Origin of the sequence: Natribaculum luteum, from assembly GCF_023008545.1 — an archaeon.
GTDB classification, from domain to species: Archaea; Halobacteriota; Halobacteria; order Halobacteriales; family Natrialbaceae; genus Natribaculum; species Natribaculum luteum.
In genome coordinates this window covers 1,122,378-1,140,333 of record NZ_CP095397.1, presented here as the reverse complement: position 1 = coordinate 1,140,333, position 17,956 = coordinate 1,122,378, and the positions used below count along the sequence as shown (strand labels likewise).

18 protein-coding genes are annotated in these 17,956 nt (G+C 66.8%); 8 read left to right on the top strand and 10 right to left on the bottom strand.

Going from position 1 to position 17,956, the window contains the following annotated elements; all coding sequences use genetic code 11:
- Positions 1-41 precede the first annotated feature (41 nt).
- Positions 42-2,153, top strand: a complete 2,112-nt coding sequence (locus MU558_RS05895) for a DUF7846 domain-containing protein (RefSeq protein ID WP_246972834.1) — start codon at positions 42-44, stop codon at positions 2,151-2,153.
- 582 nt (positions 2,154-2,735) lie between these two features.
- Here the strand turns inward: MU558_RS05895 and MU558_RS05890 are convergent.
- The 3 genes from MU558_RS05890 to MU558_RS05880 all read right to left on the bottom strand — a co-directional run bounded on the left by MU558_RS05890 (position 2,736) and on the right by MU558_RS05880 (position 5,680).
- On the bottom strand, positions 2,736-3,383 hold the full coding sequence (locus MU558_RS05890) for a dolichyl-phosphate hexose transferase (protein ID WP_246974834.1): 648 nt from the start codon (positions 3,381-3,383) through the stop codon (positions 2,736-2,738).
- A gap of 177 nt (positions 3,384-3,560) precedes the next feature.
- A complete protein-coding gene (locus MU558_RS05885) occupies positions 3,561-5,153 on the bottom strand; it encodes a GMC family oxidoreductase (protein ID WP_246972832.1) in 1,593 nt (530 codons plus the stop codon).
- Positions 5,150-5,680 (bottom strand): gluconate 2-dehydrogenase subunit 3 family protein, encoded by a 531-nt coding sequence (locus MU558_RS05880; RefSeq protein ID WP_246972830.1) that lies wholly within the window; start codon positions 5,678-5,680, stop codon positions 5,150-5,152. The genes MU558_RS05885 and MU558_RS05880 overlap by 4 nt, the downstream gene beginning before the upstream one ends.
- A 137-nt stretch (positions 5,681-5,817) precedes the next feature.
- On the opposite strand from MU558_RS05880, the gene MU558_RS05875 reads away from it, so the two are divergent.
- Positions 5,818-7,416: an ABC transporter permease gene (locus MU558_RS05875; RefSeq protein ID WP_246972828.1), complete on the top strand. Its 1,599-nt coding sequence runs from the start codon at positions 5,818-5,820 to the stop codon at positions 7,414-7,416.
- Between the two features lie 93 nt (positions 7,417-7,509).
- On the top strand, positions 7,510-8,028 hold the full coding sequence (locus MU558_RS05870) for a GNAT family N-acetyltransferase (RefSeq protein ID WP_246972827.1): 519 nt from the start codon (positions 7,510-7,512) through the stop codon (positions 8,026-8,028).
- Here the strand turns inward: MU558_RS05870 and tsaA are convergent, their stop codons facing one another.
- Both tsaA and engB read right to left on the bottom strand, forming a co-directional pair.
- Positions 8,029-8,535, bottom strand: a complete 507-nt coding sequence (gene tsaA, locus MU558_RS05865) for a tRNA (N6-threonylcarbamoyladenosine(37)-N6)-methyltransferase TrmO (RefSeq protein ID WP_246972824.1) — start codon at positions 8,533-8,535, stop codon at positions 8,029-8,031. It abuts the gene before it with no gap.
- Between the two features lie 62 nt (positions 8,536-8,597).
- On the bottom strand, positions 8,598-9,215 hold the full coding sequence (gene engB / locus MU558_RS05860; RefSeq protein ID WP_246972821.1) for a GTP-binding protein EngB: 618 nt from the start codon (positions 9,213-9,215) through the stop codon (positions 8,598-8,600).
- Positions 9,216-9,380: 165 nt separating this feature from the next.
- On the opposite strand from engB, the gene MU558_RS05855 reads away from it, so the two are divergent.
- Both MU558_RS05855 and MU558_RS05850 read left to right on the top strand, forming a co-directional pair.
- On the top strand, positions 9,381-10,670 hold the full coding sequence (locus MU558_RS05855) for a TIGR00341 family protein (protein ID WP_246972818.1): 1,290 nt from the start codon (positions 9,381-9,383) through the stop codon (positions 10,668-10,670).
- A 128-nt stretch (positions 10,671-10,798) separates the two neighbouring features.
- Positions 10,799-12,121, top strand: coding sequence for a DUF389 domain-containing protein (locus tag MU558_RS05850; protein WP_246972816.1), 1,323 nt, complete (start codon positions 10,799-10,801; stop codon positions 12,119-12,121).
- Here the strand turns inward: MU558_RS05850 and MU558_RS05845 are convergent.
- On the bottom strand, positions 12,091-13,056 hold the full coding sequence (locus MU558_RS05845; protein WP_246972813.1) for an NOG1 family protein: 966 nt from the start codon (positions 13,054-13,056) through the stop codon (positions 12,091-12,093). The genes MU558_RS05850 and MU558_RS05845 overlap by 31 nt on opposite strands.
- 81 nt (positions 13,057-13,137) lie before the next feature.
- Here MU558_RS05845 and MU558_RS05840 point away from each other — a divergent pair, with 81 nt between their 5' ends.
- The 3 genes from MU558_RS05840 to MU558_RS05830 all read left to right on the top strand — a co-directional run bounded on the left by MU558_RS05840 (position 13,138) and on the right by MU558_RS05830 (position 16,016).
- Positions 13,138-13,509 carry a DUF5518 domain-containing protein gene (locus MU558_RS05840; protein WP_246972808.1) on the top strand — a complete coding sequence of 124 codons (372 nt, stop codon included), beginning with the start codon at positions 13,138-13,140 and terminating at the stop codon, positions 13,507-13,509.
- Between the two features lie 43 nt (positions 13,510-13,552).
- A complete protein-coding gene (locus MU558_RS05835) occupies positions 13,553-14,641 on the top strand; it encodes a molybdopterin-dependent oxidoreductase (RefSeq protein WP_246972806.1) in 1,089 nt (362 codons plus the stop codon).
- A gap of 130 nt (positions 14,642-14,771) precedes the next feature.
- The gene (locus tag MU558_RS05830) at positions 14,772-16,016 is read left to right on the top strand and encodes a cation:proton antiporter (RefSeq protein WP_246972803.1); all 1,245 of its coding nucleotides are present in this window, start codon (positions 14,772-14,774) and stop codon (positions 16,014-16,016) included.
- Positions 16,017-16,049: 33 nt separating this feature from the next.
- On the opposite strand, the gene hisE is transcribed toward MU558_RS05830, so the two are convergent.
- From hisE to MU558_RS05810, 4 genes are all read right to left on the bottom strand, one after another.
- Complete coding sequence (gene hisE / locus MU558_RS05825) at positions 16,050-16,334, bottom strand: phosphoribosyl-ATP diphosphatase (protein ID WP_246972800.1); 285 nt, start codon at positions 16,332-16,334, stop codon at positions 16,050-16,052.
- Positions 16,335-16,802 carry a bifunctional nuclease family protein gene (locus MU558_RS05820; RefSeq protein ID WP_246972797.1) on the bottom strand — a complete coding sequence of 156 codons (468 nt, stop codon included), beginning with the start codon at positions 16,800-16,802 and terminating at the stop codon, positions 16,335-16,337. It abuts the gene before it with no gap.
- A gap of 92 nt (positions 16,803-16,894) precedes the next feature.
- Positions 16,895-17,503: a pyridoxal 5'-phosphate synthase glutaminase subunit PdxT gene (gene pdxT, locus MU558_RS05815; RefSeq protein WP_246972795.1), complete on the bottom strand. Its 609-nt coding sequence runs from the start codon at positions 17,501-17,503 to the stop codon at positions 16,895-16,897.
- Between the two features lie 105 nt (positions 17,504-17,608).
- Positions 17,609-17,773, bottom strand: a complete 165-nt coding sequence (locus MU558_RS05810; RefSeq protein ID WP_246972792.1) for a preprotein translocase subunit Sec61beta — start codon at positions 17,771-17,773, stop codon at positions 17,609-17,611.
- Positions 17,774-17,956: the final 183 nt, after the last annotated feature.

The window sequence follows — 17,956 nt, the reverse complement described above, 5'->3', positions numbered from 1 at the left end:
ATCGCTCGCGTCTCACTCGCGCCGTCGCTTCCTGATCTACCGTGAGCCCCGATTCGTTCCGTGATTTCGTCGCTCGTACCGTCTCGACAGCGGCGGGTCGCGAGCGACTGGCCGCGGCCGGGATCGCCCTGACCGCCGGCGTCGTCGTCTTCGCGATCGCCACGCAGGTGTTCCCGTACCACTCGGTCAACCACGACGAGGGGGTGTACCTCCTGCAGGCGGCGATGCTCCTCGAGGGGCAACTCGAGTTACACGCGGGCGAACTCGCGGGTGCGTTTCGCCCATGGTTTTTCGTCGAGGACGGCGGCCGCCTCTATCCCAAGTACAACCCCGTCCCGGCGGCGATGTACGCCGTCTCGATGGCGCTGTTCGACGAACCGCGGGTGACGCTCGCCGCCGTCGCCGCCGGCAACGCCGCGCTCGTCGCCGTCCTCGGGACGCAGGTCTTCGACCGGCGGGCCGGCGTCGTCGCCGCCGCGATCTTCGCCGCGTCGCCGATGGCCCTGCTGGCGTCGGCCGTCTTCCTGCCGTACGCGCCGACGACGCTGCTGAACCTGGTCTTTGCCGTCTGCTACCTCCGTGGCGTCCGCGAGGGCCACCTCTCGAGTGCCGCACTCGCCGGAGTGGCGATCGGACTCGCCTTCTTCGCCCGTCCGTACACGGCCGTCCTGTTCGCTGCGCCGTTTATCCTCCACGCGCTGTGGACCGTCGGCCGGGCGCTCCTCGAGTCCGGTATTCGACCGCTCTCTGACCCCGTGCGTCGAAACGTCGTCACTGCCGCCGGCGGGCTCGCGTTCGTCGGCCTGACGCTCGCGTACAACGCCGCCCTGACCGGATCGGCGCTGCGCTTTCCCTACGAGGCGTTCGCCCCGCTCGACGGTCCCGGGTTCGGGCGGCGACGCATCCTCGGACACTCGATCGAGTACACCCCCGAACTCGCCCTCCGGGCGAACGGCTACGTCCTCGAGTATCTCACGACGCGGTGGTTCACCGCCGGTCTCCTCGGAACGGCGCTGGCGGTTGCCGGGCTGGTGCTCGCGATCCGCCGGTGGCGAACCGATCCCGCAGGTCGAACGGCGGGCCTCCTCCTCGCGGGGCTGTTCGTCTCCGTGCCCCTCGGGAACCTGTTCTTCTGGGGCAACTACAACGTCCTCGCGACGATGAGCGATCCGACCGACGGCATCGTCGCCCAGTTCGGGCCGCTCTACTACTTCGACCTGCTGGTCCCGCTGTCGATCTTCGCCGCGTTCGGTGCCGTCGCCGGCTGGCGTCGGCTCCGCACGCTCGCCGACCGCGTCGACGCGTCGCCGCCGGCCACGCGCGCTCTCGCGGTCGCCGTCCTCCTCGCGGCGCTCGTGACTGCAGGCGGGGCGAACGCCGCCCTCGTCGGACCGCCGCTCGAGCGAAACGCCGCGTACACCGACAAACTCGCCGACGCCTACGAGCCCATCGAAGACCACGACTTCGAGGACGCTCTCGTCTTCCTGCCGACGCCGTACGGCGACTGGCAGAACCACCCGTTCCAGTACCTCCGGAACGAACCGGGCTTCGACGGTCCCGTCGTCTACGCGCTGGATCGAGAGCCAGACGACGACTTCGCCGTCGTCGACGCCTACCCCGACCGGACGTACTACCGCTACGCGTACCACGGCGAGTGGTCGCCGAATCCGGACAGCCACGTCGTCCCGAAACTCGAGGCCGTCGACGTCCGCGCGGGCGAATCGCTGGCGGGCGAGACCGCCGTCGCCGTCCCCGACCGCGTCGACAGCGCGACCGTCAGGCTCGAGACCGACGACGGGACGTACGCGACCTACACGCTCACAGAACCCGGCGAGCGCGTCGCCGTCGACTGGACGCTCGAGGCCGACGGCGCGCGACTCGAGACGCCGACCGGCGACGCGACGGTCCCGACGGATGGGACCGACGAGGTCGCCCTGTCGATCACGCTGGTCCAGCCCGACGGGGGCTCGTTCACCTACCGACAGGACGTGACCGTCCGGACGACAGACGGCACTGTCGAGGCGATCTGGCCGCCCGAACGGACCGTCTGTTACCTCGTGACCGCCTGCGGGAGCGAGGATACCTACCTCCCCGACGACCCGGACGTCCACGCCGAGTGGGTCGAGTTCGAGACGCGACTCGAGGAGGGATGACGGAGTCGACTCGGTACGCGTCGACGTAGCGCGGTCGTTCGCTCACCCACCGGATTTCGCTCGCCACTCGTCGACGAGCGTCGGAGCGACGACGCCGAGTACGACGAATACGGCCACGATTCGCGTCTCTCAAGTGGTGATAACTATCAGGACAGATGACCGATTACTTGGCCGTACGTCGGTATCCGTGCCACGCTTCTTCGATCCCCTGGAGGAATCGGTATGCGACGAATACCCCGAGTAGCAACACGAGTAGTCCTAGCTCGTCCATACTGGCGGATTCGTTCGCACAGTTGATAAGTATTTCCTGCGTTCGTGGTTCCAGCGGATCGGCGTGACGAACGTGCACGCGTTACGTGTCGATCTATTCCTATACTGCCGGACAACAGTCACTGAACACTCGATCGCGTCTCACGGCCCGTCACCGCTGGCGACGGCCGTTCGAGTGCGATCGATGTGTGAATCGTTTTGTCCAGTAGTATACTACCGGACAGAACGATACCTCGAGACTCGTTCGCTGTCTCCGTCGACACCGACGAACCCGGCGAATCGCCCACGAACCGGGAGACTCGCTCGAGACAGTTACCGGAACCGTTCTTCGAGACAGACTTTCACGATCGACTTGGCGATCGCCGCGCCGCCCTGGATGGGGTCGAGTTTGGTTTCGCCGGCGCGCTCGCGGTACTCGATGGGATGTTCGCGGACGTCGTAGCCTCTCATTAGCGGCCGAATCAGGAGTTCGGCCGAGAGACCGGTGTTCTCGGTCCACTCGATCGACTCGACGACCTCCCGGCGGTACGCGCGCATCCCCGTCGTGGTGTCGTGGACGTGCGTGCCCATCAGGACGCTCGCGATCGCGGCGAAGGCGTGGTTCCCGAAGCGGTTGAACGCCGGCATCGCTGCTGCGCCGTGATAGAGGCGGTCGCCGCTGACGACGTCGTAGCCGGCGTTGATCGACTCGAGGAACTCGGGGAGCTGTTCCATCGGGTAGGTGTCGTCGCAGTCGGTCGTCACGACGATCGGGCGGTCGGGCGCGAGGATCGCCTCGCGTACCGCCACGCCGTAGCCCTGCGGTCGCTGTCTGATCACGCGAGCGCCGTGTTCGCGGGCGATCTCGGGCGTGCGATCCGAGGAGCCATCGACGCAGACGACCTCCGCCTTGCCGTCGGTCACGCGCTCGACGTCCGAGAGCACTTTGCCGATCGCTTCTTCCTCGTTGTAGGTCCCCATGACGACGCTGACGTCCTCGAACGTGTACTCGTCGGTGTCGGTCTCCGCTTTTTCCCCCTCGGTTCTCCCGCCCTCGTCGGCCGGTCGCGGTTCGCTCATTGCCCGTCCGTTGCTACCCCGCCGACTTATACTTTTAGGTTTGCCTAAAACAGGCGTGTGCTGACAGTAGCGCTCGTCTCACTTGAGTTCGGCGTCGACGTGCTCGGCGGCCCGGAGCGCCAGCGCCGCGATGGTGAGCGTCGGGTTCATCGCTCCGCCGGTCGGGAAGACGCTGCTCCCGACGATCCAGCAGTTCTCGAGGTCGTGCGTGCGCAACCGGGCGTTCACGACGCTCTCGTCGGGGTCGTCGCCCATCCGGGTCGTCCCCATGTGGTGGTAGGCCGGCCCGGTGTTCTCGGGACCGACCTGCCAGGTGATCTCGGCACCGAGTTCCTCGAGGATCTCCCGCTGGATCTCGTTGGCCCGCTCGAGCGTCCGCAGGGCGCGTTCGTCGACGTTCCAGTGGACGTCCGGGACGGGATTGCCGCGGTCGTCCGTCCGGTCGGGATCGAGCGCGACGTAGCTGTCCTCGCGGGGGAGCTGTTCGACCAGCGCGCCCATGCCGACCTGGGTGCCGTACTCGCGTCGCAGCCGCTCGAGGAGCTCGTCGCCCCAGTCGTCGCCCCCGAGGGCCGACTCGACGGGCGAGGGGCCGGCGTAGTTGAAGAACTCGAGTTTGAACGGGCCGACCTCTTCGTCGGCGTCGTCGTAGAACTGGTGGGATTCGCTGGTGAGAAAGCCGACGTGGTTCTGTCGGGTCGGCTCCTCGAGCGTGCCGCCCATCCCGGCAAAGAGGTGGTCCATGAAGAATTTGCCGACGAGCCCACTCGAGTTCGCCAGTCCGTTCGGGTACTGCTCCGATTCGGACAGCAAGAGCAGCCGCGGCGTCTCGACGCCGCCGCAGGCGATCACGAAGCTGTCGGCCTCCTGTCTGTGCTCGCCGTCGGGTGTCGCGTAGACGGCTGCGCTGATCGAGTCGGCGTCGTGCTCGAGGTACTGTACCGGTGCCCGGTCGATCACCGTCGCCCCCCGCTCTTCCGCTCGTTCGACGTGGACAGTCGCGTCGTACTTCGCGCCGGACGGACAGACCGGCTGGCAGGTACCGTAGCCGACGCAGGCGCTCCGGCCGTCGTACACTTCGGAGTTGCGAGCGTTCGGCACGGAGTGCATCGCGATCTCGACGTTCTCGCAGGCTTCGGCGAACAGCCCGTCGCTGTAGGAGGGCTTGAACGCCGGCATCGGGTGAGGTTCCTCGCGGGGCGGCGCGAAGGGGTTGTCGTCGGCTCCGGCGACCCCGATCTCGCGTTCCGCCTCGGCGTAGTATGGCCGGAGGTCCGCGTAGCCGATCGGCCAGTCGACGCCGACGCCCCGCTCGCTCGCGGAGTCGAAGTCGTCCTCGTGGAGCCGCATCACCATCCCCTGCCAGTGGAGCGTCGACCCGCCGACGCCCTTGACGCGAGTGTGGTTGAGCGGGTAGAACCAGTCCTCGTTCGACGACACGTGAACGTCCCGTTCAGGGTCGCCATCCCAGACGTCCGGGCGGTCGTAGGCGGGCCGGATCGCCCGCTCCTGGCGCTCGAGGCGGTCGTCGGGATCGAACCGGGGGCCGGCCTCGAGGACGACCACGCGGCGGCCGGCGTCGGCGAGTCGATCCGCGACCAGCGCGCCGGCCGGTCCCGCACCGATCACGCAGACGTCCGCGTCCCCGACCGGTGTTCTGTCGGTGCTCACGCCTCCGGCCCCCGCTGGTAGGTGTCGATCCCGCCGGGGTGACCCTGCGGGTTCTCGATTCCGACGAGTTCCCCGCCGGTCGGCGAGGCGTAAAGCGCCAGCAGCAGGTCGTTGACCACGTAGTAGCGCACCCGTTCGGCCAGCGTCCCGTCTGGGGTTTCCTCGGCGGTGTCCGCACCGACCTCCCGGAGCATTCGATCTCGATCCGCCGGCGACAGCGCCGGGAACTCGTCGCCGTGCCACTGTTCCGACACGTCGTTGAACGCTGCCGTCGTCTCGCGCAGCCCGCGTGCGTGTGCCTCCCGCTCGAGGCGTCCCTCGAGGAACGTCTCGACGAACGCTGCCGTCCCCGAGACGTCGGAGGGGTAGACGACCTCGGCGGCGGCGACCAGCGTGTCCTGGACGAGTTCGTCGTCGACGACGTCACCTCGGTCGTCGCGTTGCCAGTCACGAACGCCGAGAGCGGCCGCGCCGCCGACGCCGAGCGTGGCCAGCGCGGCGACCGCGTCGCGTCTGGTCAGCTCCATGTTCGCGGATTAGGCAAACCTAAAACTTATACCCGTTGGAACGAGACGGTTACACTGTTAGAAAATGCGGTAGCGAGCGACTGCCGTAGCCGACTGCGGCGGTCGGGTCGCTACCGGCCCGAATAGCGAGGTCGTCTATGAAATCACTGCTCTCGACTGTCTCCCGATCCGCGACCGATCGTCCCCCGATAGGGCTGACGCTGCTCGCGGGCGCGATCGCTGCCAGTATGGTCTTTCCGCTGACGTGGCTCTTGCTCCAGGCGGCGAACGTCCAGCCGGACCGCGCCTGGCAGTTGCTCGCCAGCCCGCGAACGTTCGACGTCCTGTTCAACAGCATCCTGCTGATGGCCGGCGTGACGGCGGCGTCGGTGCTGGTCGGCGTTCCGCTTGCCTACCTCACGGTGCGTACCGATCTCCCGTTTCGTCGCTTCTGGACGATCGCCGTGGCGTTGCCGCTGGTCGTTCCAAGCTACATCGGCGCGTTCACGTTCGTCTCTGCGTTCGGCCCTCGAGGCGAGTTTCACTCGATCCTGGCACCGCTCGGAATCGAGCGACTCCCCGAGATCTACGGCCTGCCGGGGTCGATCCTCGTCATCACGCTCTACACGTATCCGTACGTCTACCTGACGACCAGGGCGGCGCTGTTGTCGTTCGACACGAGACTCGTCGACGCCGCACGCACGCTCAACCACGGGCGGTGGCGGACGTTCCGTCGCGTCACCCTCCCTCACCTCAGGCCGGCGATCGCCGCCGGCGCGTTGCTCGCCGCGCTGTACGCGGTCTCCGACTTCGGGACGCCCGCCATCATGCGTCTGCCAGTTTTCACTCGCGAGATCTACGTCGAGAATCAGATGTTCGGCCGGGAGTACGCGTCGTTGCTCTCCTTGCAACTGCTCGCGATCGTCCTCGTCGTGCTGGCACTCGAGTCGCGGATCCGCCCGGACGAGACCATCCACAGCGACGGCTCCGGTCGGTCGGGCGAGTCGCGGGTCACGCTCGGCAAGTGGCGGTGGCCGGCGACGCTGCTGCCGGCGACGGTGTCGTCGGTGGCGCTCGTCGTCCCGGTCTGGATTCTCGGCCTCTGGCTCGTCCGTGCCGACAGCGGCCGACGTGCAGACCTCGCTTTCGAGTGGAGCTATGCGTTCAACTCGGTTACCGTGTCTTTCGTGACAGCACTCCTCGCCGCCGCGGCTGCCCTCCCCGTCGCGTACTTCGCCGCCAAGCACGACTCCCCGCTCGCGACGATCTTCGAGCGGGCGACCTACGTCGGCTTCGCGGTGCCGGGAATCGTCCTCGCGTTCGCGCTGGTCTACTTCGGTACCGGCTACGCCCCCGCGATCTACCAGACGCTTCCGCTGCTCGTGTTCGCGTACGTCGTGCGCTTTATGCCCCAGGCCGTCGGATCCATCCGGACCACGACGCTGCAGATCGATCCGGCACTCGTCGAGTCGGCGCGCACGCTCGGCGACGCCCCGCTCGGCGCGTTTCGACGGGTCACGCTTCCGCTCATCGCGCCCGGCGTAAGCGCCGGCGCGGCGCTCGTGTTCCTCACCACGATGAAAGAACTCCCGGCGACGCTCGTCCTCCGGCCGGCCGGGTTCGAGACGCTCGTCACCCAGATCTGGCGCGCACAGGAGGCCGCCTACTTCCAGTACGCCGCCGTCCCCGCCTTGCTCATCATCGTCGTCTCCGGCTTCTCGATGGTGATCATGCTCTCGCAGGAGCGACTCCACTGATCGTCACACTCGGTCGGTCGAACCGGCCGTCGGACACGCGATCGCCTCTGAACAGTGGCAACCCCTATGTGCCATTGTTACCGTGAAACAGGCATGAAGATTAGATCGGCGACCTCCGCCGACCGCGAGGCGATTCGTGCGGTCGCTCGAGAGACGTGGCACGATACCTACGACGACCTCGAGGCCGACACCATCGACGCGGTCGTCGACGAGTGGTACGGGGACGACGAACTCGAGACGGCGATCGGCGGCTGGCACGGCGACGACCTCGACGTCTCGCTCGAGGGGATCGACACCGTGCTCCTCGTCGCCGAGGTAGGCGGTGAGGTCGTGGGGTTCACTCACGCACTCGCCGACGGCGAGGAGGGCGACGTCCTGCGGATGTACGTCCACCCCGACCACCAGGACGCCGGCGTCGGCACCGCCCTCCACCAGCACCTGCGCGAACGACTGGTGGAACTCGGCGTCACGCGAATGCGGGCGTTCGACCTCGCCTCGAACGAGGCGTCACGGACGTTCTACGAGGGACTCGACTTCGAGGAGACCGACCGGGGGACCGTCCAGATCGGCGATGGGACGTACGACGAAGCGGTGTACACGCTCGAGTTTTGATCACTCCCGGTTCGTCTCGTCGGCGTCGGCGAACCGCTCGTCGGCAGTGACCGCTCCCGGATCGTCGACGCCCTCGAGCCAGCCGACGTCGGCGTCTTCGGGGGCGTCGAAGGCGGGGACGAACGGCTTGACGTCGAGCAACGGCGTGCCGTCGACGACGTCGGCTCCTTCGACCGTGATCGTCGCCCCCTCGACGGCTACGACACGGACGACCGAGAGCCCGATTCGGTTCGGCCGGACGGGCGCACGCGTCGCGAACACCCCCCGGTCGGCCTCGTCGAGAAAGGGCGTGACCGAAAGCGACGGCTCCGGGTCGCCCCGGTGGAAGTGGTAGACGAGAATCGCGTGAGAGAATTCCTCGAGGTCGGCGACGCCGGGTGCGAACCGCTCCTCGAGTTCGACGGTTGCCTCGGTCGCCGTGGCGGCGGACTGGATCGGCATCCCCGCCGGGTCGTCGAACGGTGTTCGAATCCACCCGATCGGTGTGTACTCGATCGGCTCGTCCATGCGAACACGTGGCGTTGAGAGTGGTTGACCGTTCTGGTCTATGCGTCTAGCGCCCGAGACCGCTAGAAGAACTTGAACAGATCGTCGCGCTGCTGTTCGTGGAGGTGGGTGCGAACGGCCTCGTAGAGGGGCTCGAGCTGGTCGCGTTTGGCGCTGATCGGGGCGATGGTGTCTTGCCACTGTTGCCACGGCGGGTGGAGTCCGAGTCGGTCACAGAGTTCGTCGAGCCGTTCGTCGCGGTCGTCGACCTTGTCCATCTTGTTGACGGCGACGACCGTCGGAATCCCCAGCTCGCGCAGGAAGTGGAACATCTCGACGTCGTAGGGGATCTCGTCGGGGCCGGAGTGGCGGTCGATGATGTCGACGACGCTCTTGCCATCGACGACGAGGATGGCGACGAGAATGTTGTCGGCGTACTCCTCTATGTAGTGGACGATGTCGGTCTTGATCGCCTCCCGTCGATCCTCGTCGACGCCGCTCATGAAGCCGAAACCGGGCAGATCCGTGAGCACGAAGTCCTCGGGCGCCCAGTCGTAGTGGTTCGGCTCGCGAGTGACGCCTGGCTTCCCGCCGGTGTCGAAGCTGTGACCGGTGAGCTTCCGCATGAGCGTCGATTTGCCGACGTTCGAGCGACCGACGAGGACGACTTCGGCTTCGCGATCCGGGCGCGTGTCGAACATACTCGAGTGTAGGATCGGCGTGGGTAATAAGGTCCGTCAACTGCCGCGACATCGACGTTACGTTCGACGTGACCGAGGCCCCAGACGCCGCGTCGAGAGAACGGCCCGCCGTTTCTCTCTGAGACGACCACGGAATTATGCTCCCTGGCTTCGTCACCACTCGACGTGCGGCTCGTACAACTGATGGTTCCGATGGGGGCGCGAGAGAAGATCCTCGAGACGCTCGAGGAGGAAGGGGTCGAGTACGTCGTCACCGACGAGACGAGCGGTCGGGAGTACACGGCGGTCGTCTACTTCCCGCTGCCGTCGGCGGCGGTCGAGTCGGTACTCGACGCGCTACACGAGGAGGGCGTCGACGAGGACGCTTACACGGTGGTCGTCGACGCCGAGACGGTCATCTCGCGGAAGTTCGAGACGCTGCGCGACGAGTACGAGAACGGCGACGTCGAGGAGGATCGCATCTCCCGCCAGGAGTTACAGACCCACGCCGAGGAGATGACTCCCTCGTTCAGCATCTACGTGACGCTAACCGTCGTCAGCGCGCTGGTGGCGACGGCGGGACTGTTGCTCGACTCGCCGGCCGTCGTCGTCGGGTCGATGGTGATCGCGCCGCTGATCGGACCGGCGCTGGGTGCGAGCATCGGGACGGTACTCGGCGACGAAGACCTACTCAGAAGCGGGGTGAAACATCAGGTACTGGGCGTCGCCCTCGCGATCGGATCGGCAGCGGTGTTCGCGTGGCTCATCAGGATGGGAAACATCGTGCCCCCGGGGCTAAACATCGCGACCATCGGCGAGATTTCCGAGCGCCTCACGCCCGATCTGCTCTCGCTCGTCATCGCACTCGGTGCCGGCGTCGCGGGCATCCTGAGCATCGCGACGGGCGTCTCGGTCGCGCTCGTCGGCGTCATGATCGCCGCCGCGCTCATCCCGCCCGCTGCGACGGCGGGCATCGCCATCGCCTTCGGCGAACCGGCGGCTGCGATCGGCTCGACGGTCCTCGTGTTCGTCAACGTGCTCTCGGTCAACCTCGCGGGGCTGGTCACGCTGTGGTACACCGGCTACCGCCCGGAGAGCCTGTTCGACCTCGAGCCGACGCGGGCCCGCATTCGACGCCAGATCGGCGCGCTCGCGCTCGTCGTGCTCGTCTTCTCGGCGTTTCTCGGCGGGATCACCTACTCCACCTACCAGACGGGGTCGTTCGAACAGGACGCTCGAGACGAGGCCGTGGCGGTCCTCGAGGAGAACGGCGACGACCTCCAGCTGATCGACCTCGAGGTCGTGTTGAACGACGACTACCCCTTCCGCGGGCCCGAGCGCGTCGTGGTCACGATCGGGGTTCCCCCGGACGAGGCCGACCCCGACCTCGCCGAAGAGTTACACGAGCGGATCAATCAGCACGCAGACGAACCCGTCGGCGTTCAGGTGCGGTACGTCGAGGTCGTCGAGCGCTGACCGTCTCCCGAGTCACTCGTCCCGGCTTTTGATCGTCGACTGTGACTGTCGGTGCGACCGACAGTAACTGCAGCATACGGGCGAACGCATGGCGGAAGCTTTTATCGCTCACCGTGGACGACGGTGCCGTGCGCGTCCTGCACGTCGTCGTTCCCGAGGATCGTCGTGAGCTGGCACGCGAGGCTCTCGAGTCACGCGACGTGACGTTCGTCGCGATCCCGCTCGACGATCGGGCGAGCGTCTTGCTCGAGATCCCGCTGCCGAGCGACGCGATCGGCGACACGCTCGATGCGCTCGAGGAGGCTGGCATCGAGACGGATGAGTACACGGTGATCCAGAGCGGCGAGGCAGCGCTGACCGCGACGTCCGAGACGCTCGAGGAGCGGTACGCGGGCGAGTACGATCCCCTGACGGCGGTCGAACTCCGGACGAAAGCGCGCGATTTGAGCCGCGATACCGAGTCGTACGCCGCGTTGATGGTCCTGAGCGCGCTCATCGCGACCGCCGGACTGTTAGTCGGCTCGCCAGCGATCGTCGTCGGATCGATGGTGATCGCGCCGATCATCGGCCCGGCGTTGACCGCGAGCGTCGGTACCGTAACCGGCGACCGGCAGATGGTCACGGACAGTCTCTGGATGCAACTGTACGGGCTCGCGCTCGCGGTCGCCGCCGCGGCGGTTCTGGCCGCCCTCGTTCGCGCTTTCGGGTTCGTTCCGTCGACGCTCGACCTCCCGACGCTCGATCTGGTCGGCGTCCGCCTCGCGCCCAACGCGCTCTCGCTCGTCGTCGGCGTCGCCGCCGGCACGGCGGCCGGGATCGGGCTGACGACGAAAGGACCGACGTCGATCATCGGCGTCATGATCGCCGCAGCGCTCATCCCGACCGCCGCCGCGACGGGGCTGGCGATCGCCTGGGCTGATCCGGCGCTCGTGATCGGTTCTGCGGTGTTGCTGCTCGTCACGATGGTCGCGATCAACCTCGCTGTCCTCGTCGTCCTCGTCGTCCTGGACTATCCGTCGCGAGAGCGTCCCTCCCCCGACGGGGAACGAAAACGGTCCCGCGCGGCTACGATCGCACTCGCGGCCGTCGTCGCCGCGCTCACGATCGTCGTCCTCGTCGCGACGGCCCAGCAGGTGGCTGTCGACAGGGAGATCTCGAGCGCCGTCGACGCCGAACTCTCCGATCCCGCACACGAGAACCTCTCTGCAGTCTCGATTCAGACGCAGTACAGCGACATGTCGCCGTTTACCGGCCCGCGGACGGTGACGGTCGTCGTCAGCGCGGAGGGCAATGGGGCTCCCGGCGAACTCGCGAACGACGTCGCAGAGCGGATCGAAGAACGAACCGGCGAACGCGTCGCCGTTCGCGTCGAGACCGTCCAGTACGAGCAGGCGGCGACGCGACGACGCCTCGACCGACGCTACCCCTCGAACGGCAACTCGGGCTCGTAATCGATCGCCTCGACCGCCGCCTCGAGCACCTCGTCGACGTTCTCGCCGGTCTCGACGCTCATGTAGTACGCCGCCTCGACGTCACGCGATCGGTCTGCCTTGTTCGCGACCGTGATGACCGGGACGTCTTCGAACTGGACTTCGATGGCGTCGCGCAGTTCGAGTTGCGACTCGAGGGGGTAGCCACACTCCCCGCTGGGGTCGAGCAGGACGAGCACGCAGTCGGCGAGGTGCTCTACGGCGCTGACCGCCTGCGATTCGATCTCGTTTCGCTCCGCCGGCGGGCGGTCGAGCAGGCCGGGCGTGTCGACGATCTGGTACCGGAGGTGGTCACGTTCGAAGTGGCCCACGCCGACTCCTTTCGTGGTGAACGGGTACGAGGCCGTCTCGCCGCGGGCTCTGGTCACGTCGTTGACGAACGACGACTTGCCGACGTTCGGGTAGCCGGCGACGACGATCGTCGGCTCGTCGGGGTCGATGTCGGGCAGGTCGCGCAGGTCGTTCCGGGCCTCGTTGATGTACAGCAGGTGATCGTCGATCTGCTCGACGATGTCCGCCAGCCGTGCGAACGCCTGCTTTCGGTGCTTGCGAGCCGTGTCGACGTCCGTCTTCCGTAGCTTCGACTGGTACTCCTCGTGGATCTCGCGGGCCTTGCGACTCGCCCACATCACCTCCGAGAGGCTCTGGCGGAGCGCGTCCACGTCTACGATCGCGTCCGCGAGTTCGTAGTAGAACGGATCGACGTCGTACTCGAAGTCCGGCCACGCGGTCACCACGTTCTCCAGGTTGTCCGAAATGATGTTCGCCGCCGTCTGGAGCATCGACTGCTGGGCCTCGAGTCCTCGCTGGGCCCTGCCGGCCCGCGCCGCCCGGGAGAACGCCTTGTCGATCAGCTCTTCCGACGTGGGCGTCGTCGGAAGGTCTTCGAAAATCATGGCCACGAGTAGGGCCTCCGGTCATAAAAGGGCGTTTGTTGCGCGGCGTGCGCTTTTGTCCGCGTGCAGCCAACGTCCGGTATGACGAACTGGCGAGCCGTCTTCATCGGGTTCGTGATCGCGACGATCATCGGCATCTTCGGCATCGCGTTCCCGGGACTCGGGCAGTTGACTGCCGGCCTCGTCGGCGGCTTCGCCGCCGGCTACCTCGCGCGTGGCGGCCTCGCGAGTGGCTTCTGGCACGGGCTGCTCGCCGGGGCACTCGGGGGCATCATCGGGGGTCTCATCCTCGGCGTCGCCGTCGGTATCGCCGGGCTCGCGATCGGCCCCGTCGGCGGTGCGATCTCCGGCGTGGTCGGTGCCGGCATCGCTACCGTCGCCGCCGTCGTCGCGCTGATCATGGCACTCGAGAGTGCGATCGCCGGCGCAGTCGGCGGCGCGGTCCACGACTGATACCGCCGACGCGCTCTTTGTGCTCGCGACCGAACCGTACTCGATGCGTGGTCGACGGCTCTCTCGGCTGCTCGCCCGTGTCCAGCCGCCGCCGCGAGTCGTCGACTGGTCGCTTCTCGTCCTCGTCTCCCTCGAGGTCGCGAGCGGCCTCCTCTCGTTTACCGTCGGCCGTCCCGACGGCCGGTACGTCTTCTGGTTCCACCGGATCGTCGGCCTCACGTTCGTCGTCCTGCTCGGATTCAAACTGTACCGGGTTCGCCACCGCGTCCTCGAGCGCGAGCGGTGGCGACCGACGACGGCGCTGTCGGTGCTCACGGCGGTCGCCGCACTCGGCGCGATCGGAACGGGAATCGCCTGGGTCGTCGGCGTGGTCGGGCCGGGGACGCGAATCGGCTACTGGACGCTGCTGAGCGTCCACGTCGGCTTCGGTCTCGCGCTTCTCGCGCTCGTTCTCGCGCACCTCTCGACCCGCGCGCGCCAGCCCCGTCGGGTCGACTTCGCGGAACGCCGGGTGGCGATCAAGATCGGGGGGCTGTTCGTCGCCGGCGCGGTCGCCGTCCGCCTGCAAGAAGCGGTCAACGCCGTCCTCGAGACTGGCGGTGCCGACAGGCGGTTCACCGGCTCCCGTCCCGCCGGCGAGGGCGACGGAAACGGGAGTTTTCCGGTCACGTCGTGGGTCGCCGACGACCCCGAGCCGATCGACCGCGAGTCGTGGTCGCTCTCGGTGTGTGGCCTCGTCGACCGACCCCTGGAACTCGCGGAACTCGAGGCCGACGCCGACCGGCGCGCACTGCTCGACTGCACGAGCGGCTGGTACACGGTCCAGGAGTGGCGTGGCGCTCGCGTCGGCGACCTTCTATCGCGGGCGAACGCAGCCGACGAGGCGACCCACGTCCGGTTCGTCTCGGTGACCGGCTACCGGTGGAGCCTCCCGATCGACGAGGCACGAGACGCGTTGATCGCGACCCACGTCGGCGGCGACCGATTGAGTCACGGCCACGGCGGGCCGGCCCGGCTCGTCGCTCCCGGCCGTCGCGGCTTCCAGTGGGTGAAGTGGCTCGAGCGGATCGAGGTGCGCGACCGGGGCGATCCGGCCCAGTGGCTCGTGACGCTGATCAGCGGCCTCGACTGATCTGACGGCCGCCCCCTCGCGCGGTTCGGTGGCTGGCGTCGGGTGGTCGGCGGCGGTCGACTCGCCGCTAGCGGACGTCGCAAGGTCAGAGCTTTGTGTGCTAGAAGGTCTCACTATCACACGAGTGCCTATGGTCGAATCAGTTGGGATCGACCTGCTGAACTTGCTCGGCGTGCTCACGCTCGCCTGGATATTCGGGACGATCGCCGAACGAGTGGGGTATCCGGCGTTGATGGGCGAGCTACTGGCCGGTATCGTGTTCGGTCCCGCACTTCTCGGGCTCTTACATCCGACCGAGGAGCTCGAAATCTTAGCCGAGCTGGGCGTGTTCCTGTTGATGATCTACGTGGGGATGGAAGTCGACATCCACGACCTCTTCGAACTCGGTCCGCAGTCGCTGATGATCGCGTTCGGCGGATTCGTCCTCCCGTTCGCCCTGGGATACGGCGTTGGCGTCTACGTCGGCACGTCGGTCGAGCAGGCGCTGTTCATCGGAATCGCGATGGCTGCGACGTCGCTGGCGACGAAGTCGCGGATTCTGGTCGATCTCGACGTCCTCGACACGCGCATCGCGGGCGTCCTGCTCGGCGGCGCGCTCCTGTCCGACGTCGGCGTGATGGTCGTCTTCGCCGGTATCAACGGCTTCATCCGAACCGGCGAGGTGACGGCCATCAGGCTCGCACTGCTCATCGGCCAGGCACTGTTGTTTTTCGTCGTCGTGCTCGTCGTCGGCGACCGATTCCTGCCGTACGTCTGGCTACAACTCCAGCGGTGGATGGAGCGCCACCAGTTCGTCGACAAGACCTCGACGTTCACCGTCGCGCTCGTCGTCGCCTTGCTGTTCGCGTTCTTCGCCGCCGCCGTCGGACTCCACATGATCATCGGCGGGTTTATGGCCGGGCTGTTCCTCCGACAGGCCCAGCTCGATCCCGAGATCTACGAGCATATGTACTCCGTCGTCTACGACCTCGCGATGGGCTTTTTCGCTCCGATCTTCTTCGTGACCGTCGCGTTCGACCTCACACTCGGCGTCTTCACCACCGCTCCGGGCTTGCTCGCGATCATCCTCGCGATCGCGTTCGTCGGAAAGATCGCCGGCAGCTGGCTGTTTTCTCTCCCGACGAAACTCTCTTCGAAGGAAGGACTCGTTATCGGCTTCGGCATGAACGGCCGCGGCACCGTCGAGATCGTCATCGTCTCCGCGGGCCTCTCGGCCGGCGTCATCGGTCAGGAACTGTTCTCCCTTCTCGTGTTCACGGCCATCTTCACGACCGCGCTCGTGCCCATAACGGTCAAATGGGGGATCGACTGGCTCGAGCGCACCGACGACCTCGTCTTCACGGACGACGAGGAGGGCGATCTCGAGGGTGCGTAACGAGTCGCCGACCGTTCCAGACTGCGAACCCGATCAGCGCCGTGTCTCGAGTTCCGCCTGCAGATCCGCGAGATCCATCTCTTTCATCGAGAGCAAGACGAGCAGGTGGTAGACGATGTCGGCGGCCTCGTGGGCCAGTTCGTCGCGGTCGTCGTCTTTCGCCGCCAGCACGAGTTCGGTCGACTCCTCGCCGAGTTTCTCGAGTACCGCGTTTTCGCCTTTCTCGTGGGTAAACAGCGAAGCGGTGTACGAGCCCTCGGGTAGCGTCTCCTTTCGGTCTTCGATCACTGCAAACAACTCCTCGAGTGTCTCGTCCATCTATAGATCACCAGCTACCTCGCGGATGTCTTCGAGTTCGGCGAACTTCTCCCTGTCGTCACGACCGTTCTCGAAGACCGATTCGGTGACCTCGATCGGGGCGTTCGTCCTGGCGGCGAGCGCGAGCGAGTCGCTCGGGCGGGCGTCGATCACGACCGAATTGCGGGGCGTCTCCACGTGGAGGTCGGCGATGTAGGTGCCGCCCTGCCCGTCGTCTCGCTCCTCGATCGAACTGACGACGACGCGGTCGATGCGTCCGCCGAGTTCCTCCATCACGTCGAGCAGGAGGTCGTGCGTCAGCGGACGGCCGATGTCCTCGGCTTCGAGGCCGCGGGCGATGCTGGTCGCCTCCTCGAACCCGATGAAGATGGGTACGACGTCGTCTTCGCCCTCGACTCCCAGGACGAGAACGGGAACCGGACCCTGCGGCGTCCCCGCGACTCGGACCGCGTCGATAGATGCCTTCATACCCTCACGAATGGTGGCGAGTGGGAAAAACCCCTACGGCCGCTCCGCCACGGTCGACCTCGTCGTCGCGGCACGTGGCGGGGCCGTGGCCGTCAACGGACGCTCGCGTCGACTCCCGCCGACTCGGCGAAGAACGCGAGCCGGTGGATCCGATCGTCTGGAAGCAGTTCCGGGTGAAACGCGGTGGCGACGACCGGCCCGTCGCGCACCGCGACCGGACGGCCGTCGAACTCCGCTAACACCTCCGCCTCACGGACTTCGTCGATGGCGGGGGCGCGGATGAAGACGGCGGGGAACGGCTCCTCGAGGCCGTCGACCGACAGTGGCGCTTCGAAACTGTCTCGCTGCCGGCCGAACGCGTTGCGCTCGACGGTGACGTCGATCACGCCGAGTTCGTCGACCCGCTCGTCTCGCGGATCGCTCGAGGCGACGATCAACCCGGCACAGGTCGCGAGAAGCGGTTTCCCCGCGTCGACGTGCGCTACGATCTCGTCGGCGATCCCCTCGTCGTGAATCAGACGGGAGATGGTCGTCGATTCGCCGCCGGGAAACGCGAGGAGGTCGCAGTCGGGGACGATCCCACCCTCGCGGACCTCCCGGACGGTGACGTCCTCGCCGTGTGCCTCGCCGGCTCGTCTGATCGCGTCTGCGTGTTCGGAGACGTCGCCCTGCACGGCGACGACGCCGGCAACCAGTGACATAACCGCCGCTAGGAAGAGGGGGAGCAAAAAGGCCGCGTCACGTCGCGGCCGTGGGTAAGATCCGGCGGCCCTCTCTCGAGCGATCCCCGGTCCCGGAAAGCGATTCTATGAAACTGCTAACGTCAGCAACTGGACGAGCACGCCCAGCAGGACGCCGAACGCGATGACCGTCTTCGGATCGATGCGGATCGCGTTCGAGTCCTCGGAGTCGAAGTAGCGGACGAGTCCGGCACTGGACATCAGCCCGCCAGTGTTCTGTCCTTTGTCCATATTCGATGTACTGGCCCACCCGGCACTAAATCTTTCGACGGACGTCTGGCGACTACTGGCGTCGAAACGTCCGTCCCATCGACGAACGCATATCACCTGCCGAGCCGTGCTGGTACTGCTCCCGTTTGCAATCGCCCGATCGCGGTTCGGTTGGCCGTCGACCTGGTTGGCCAGTCGAGTGCG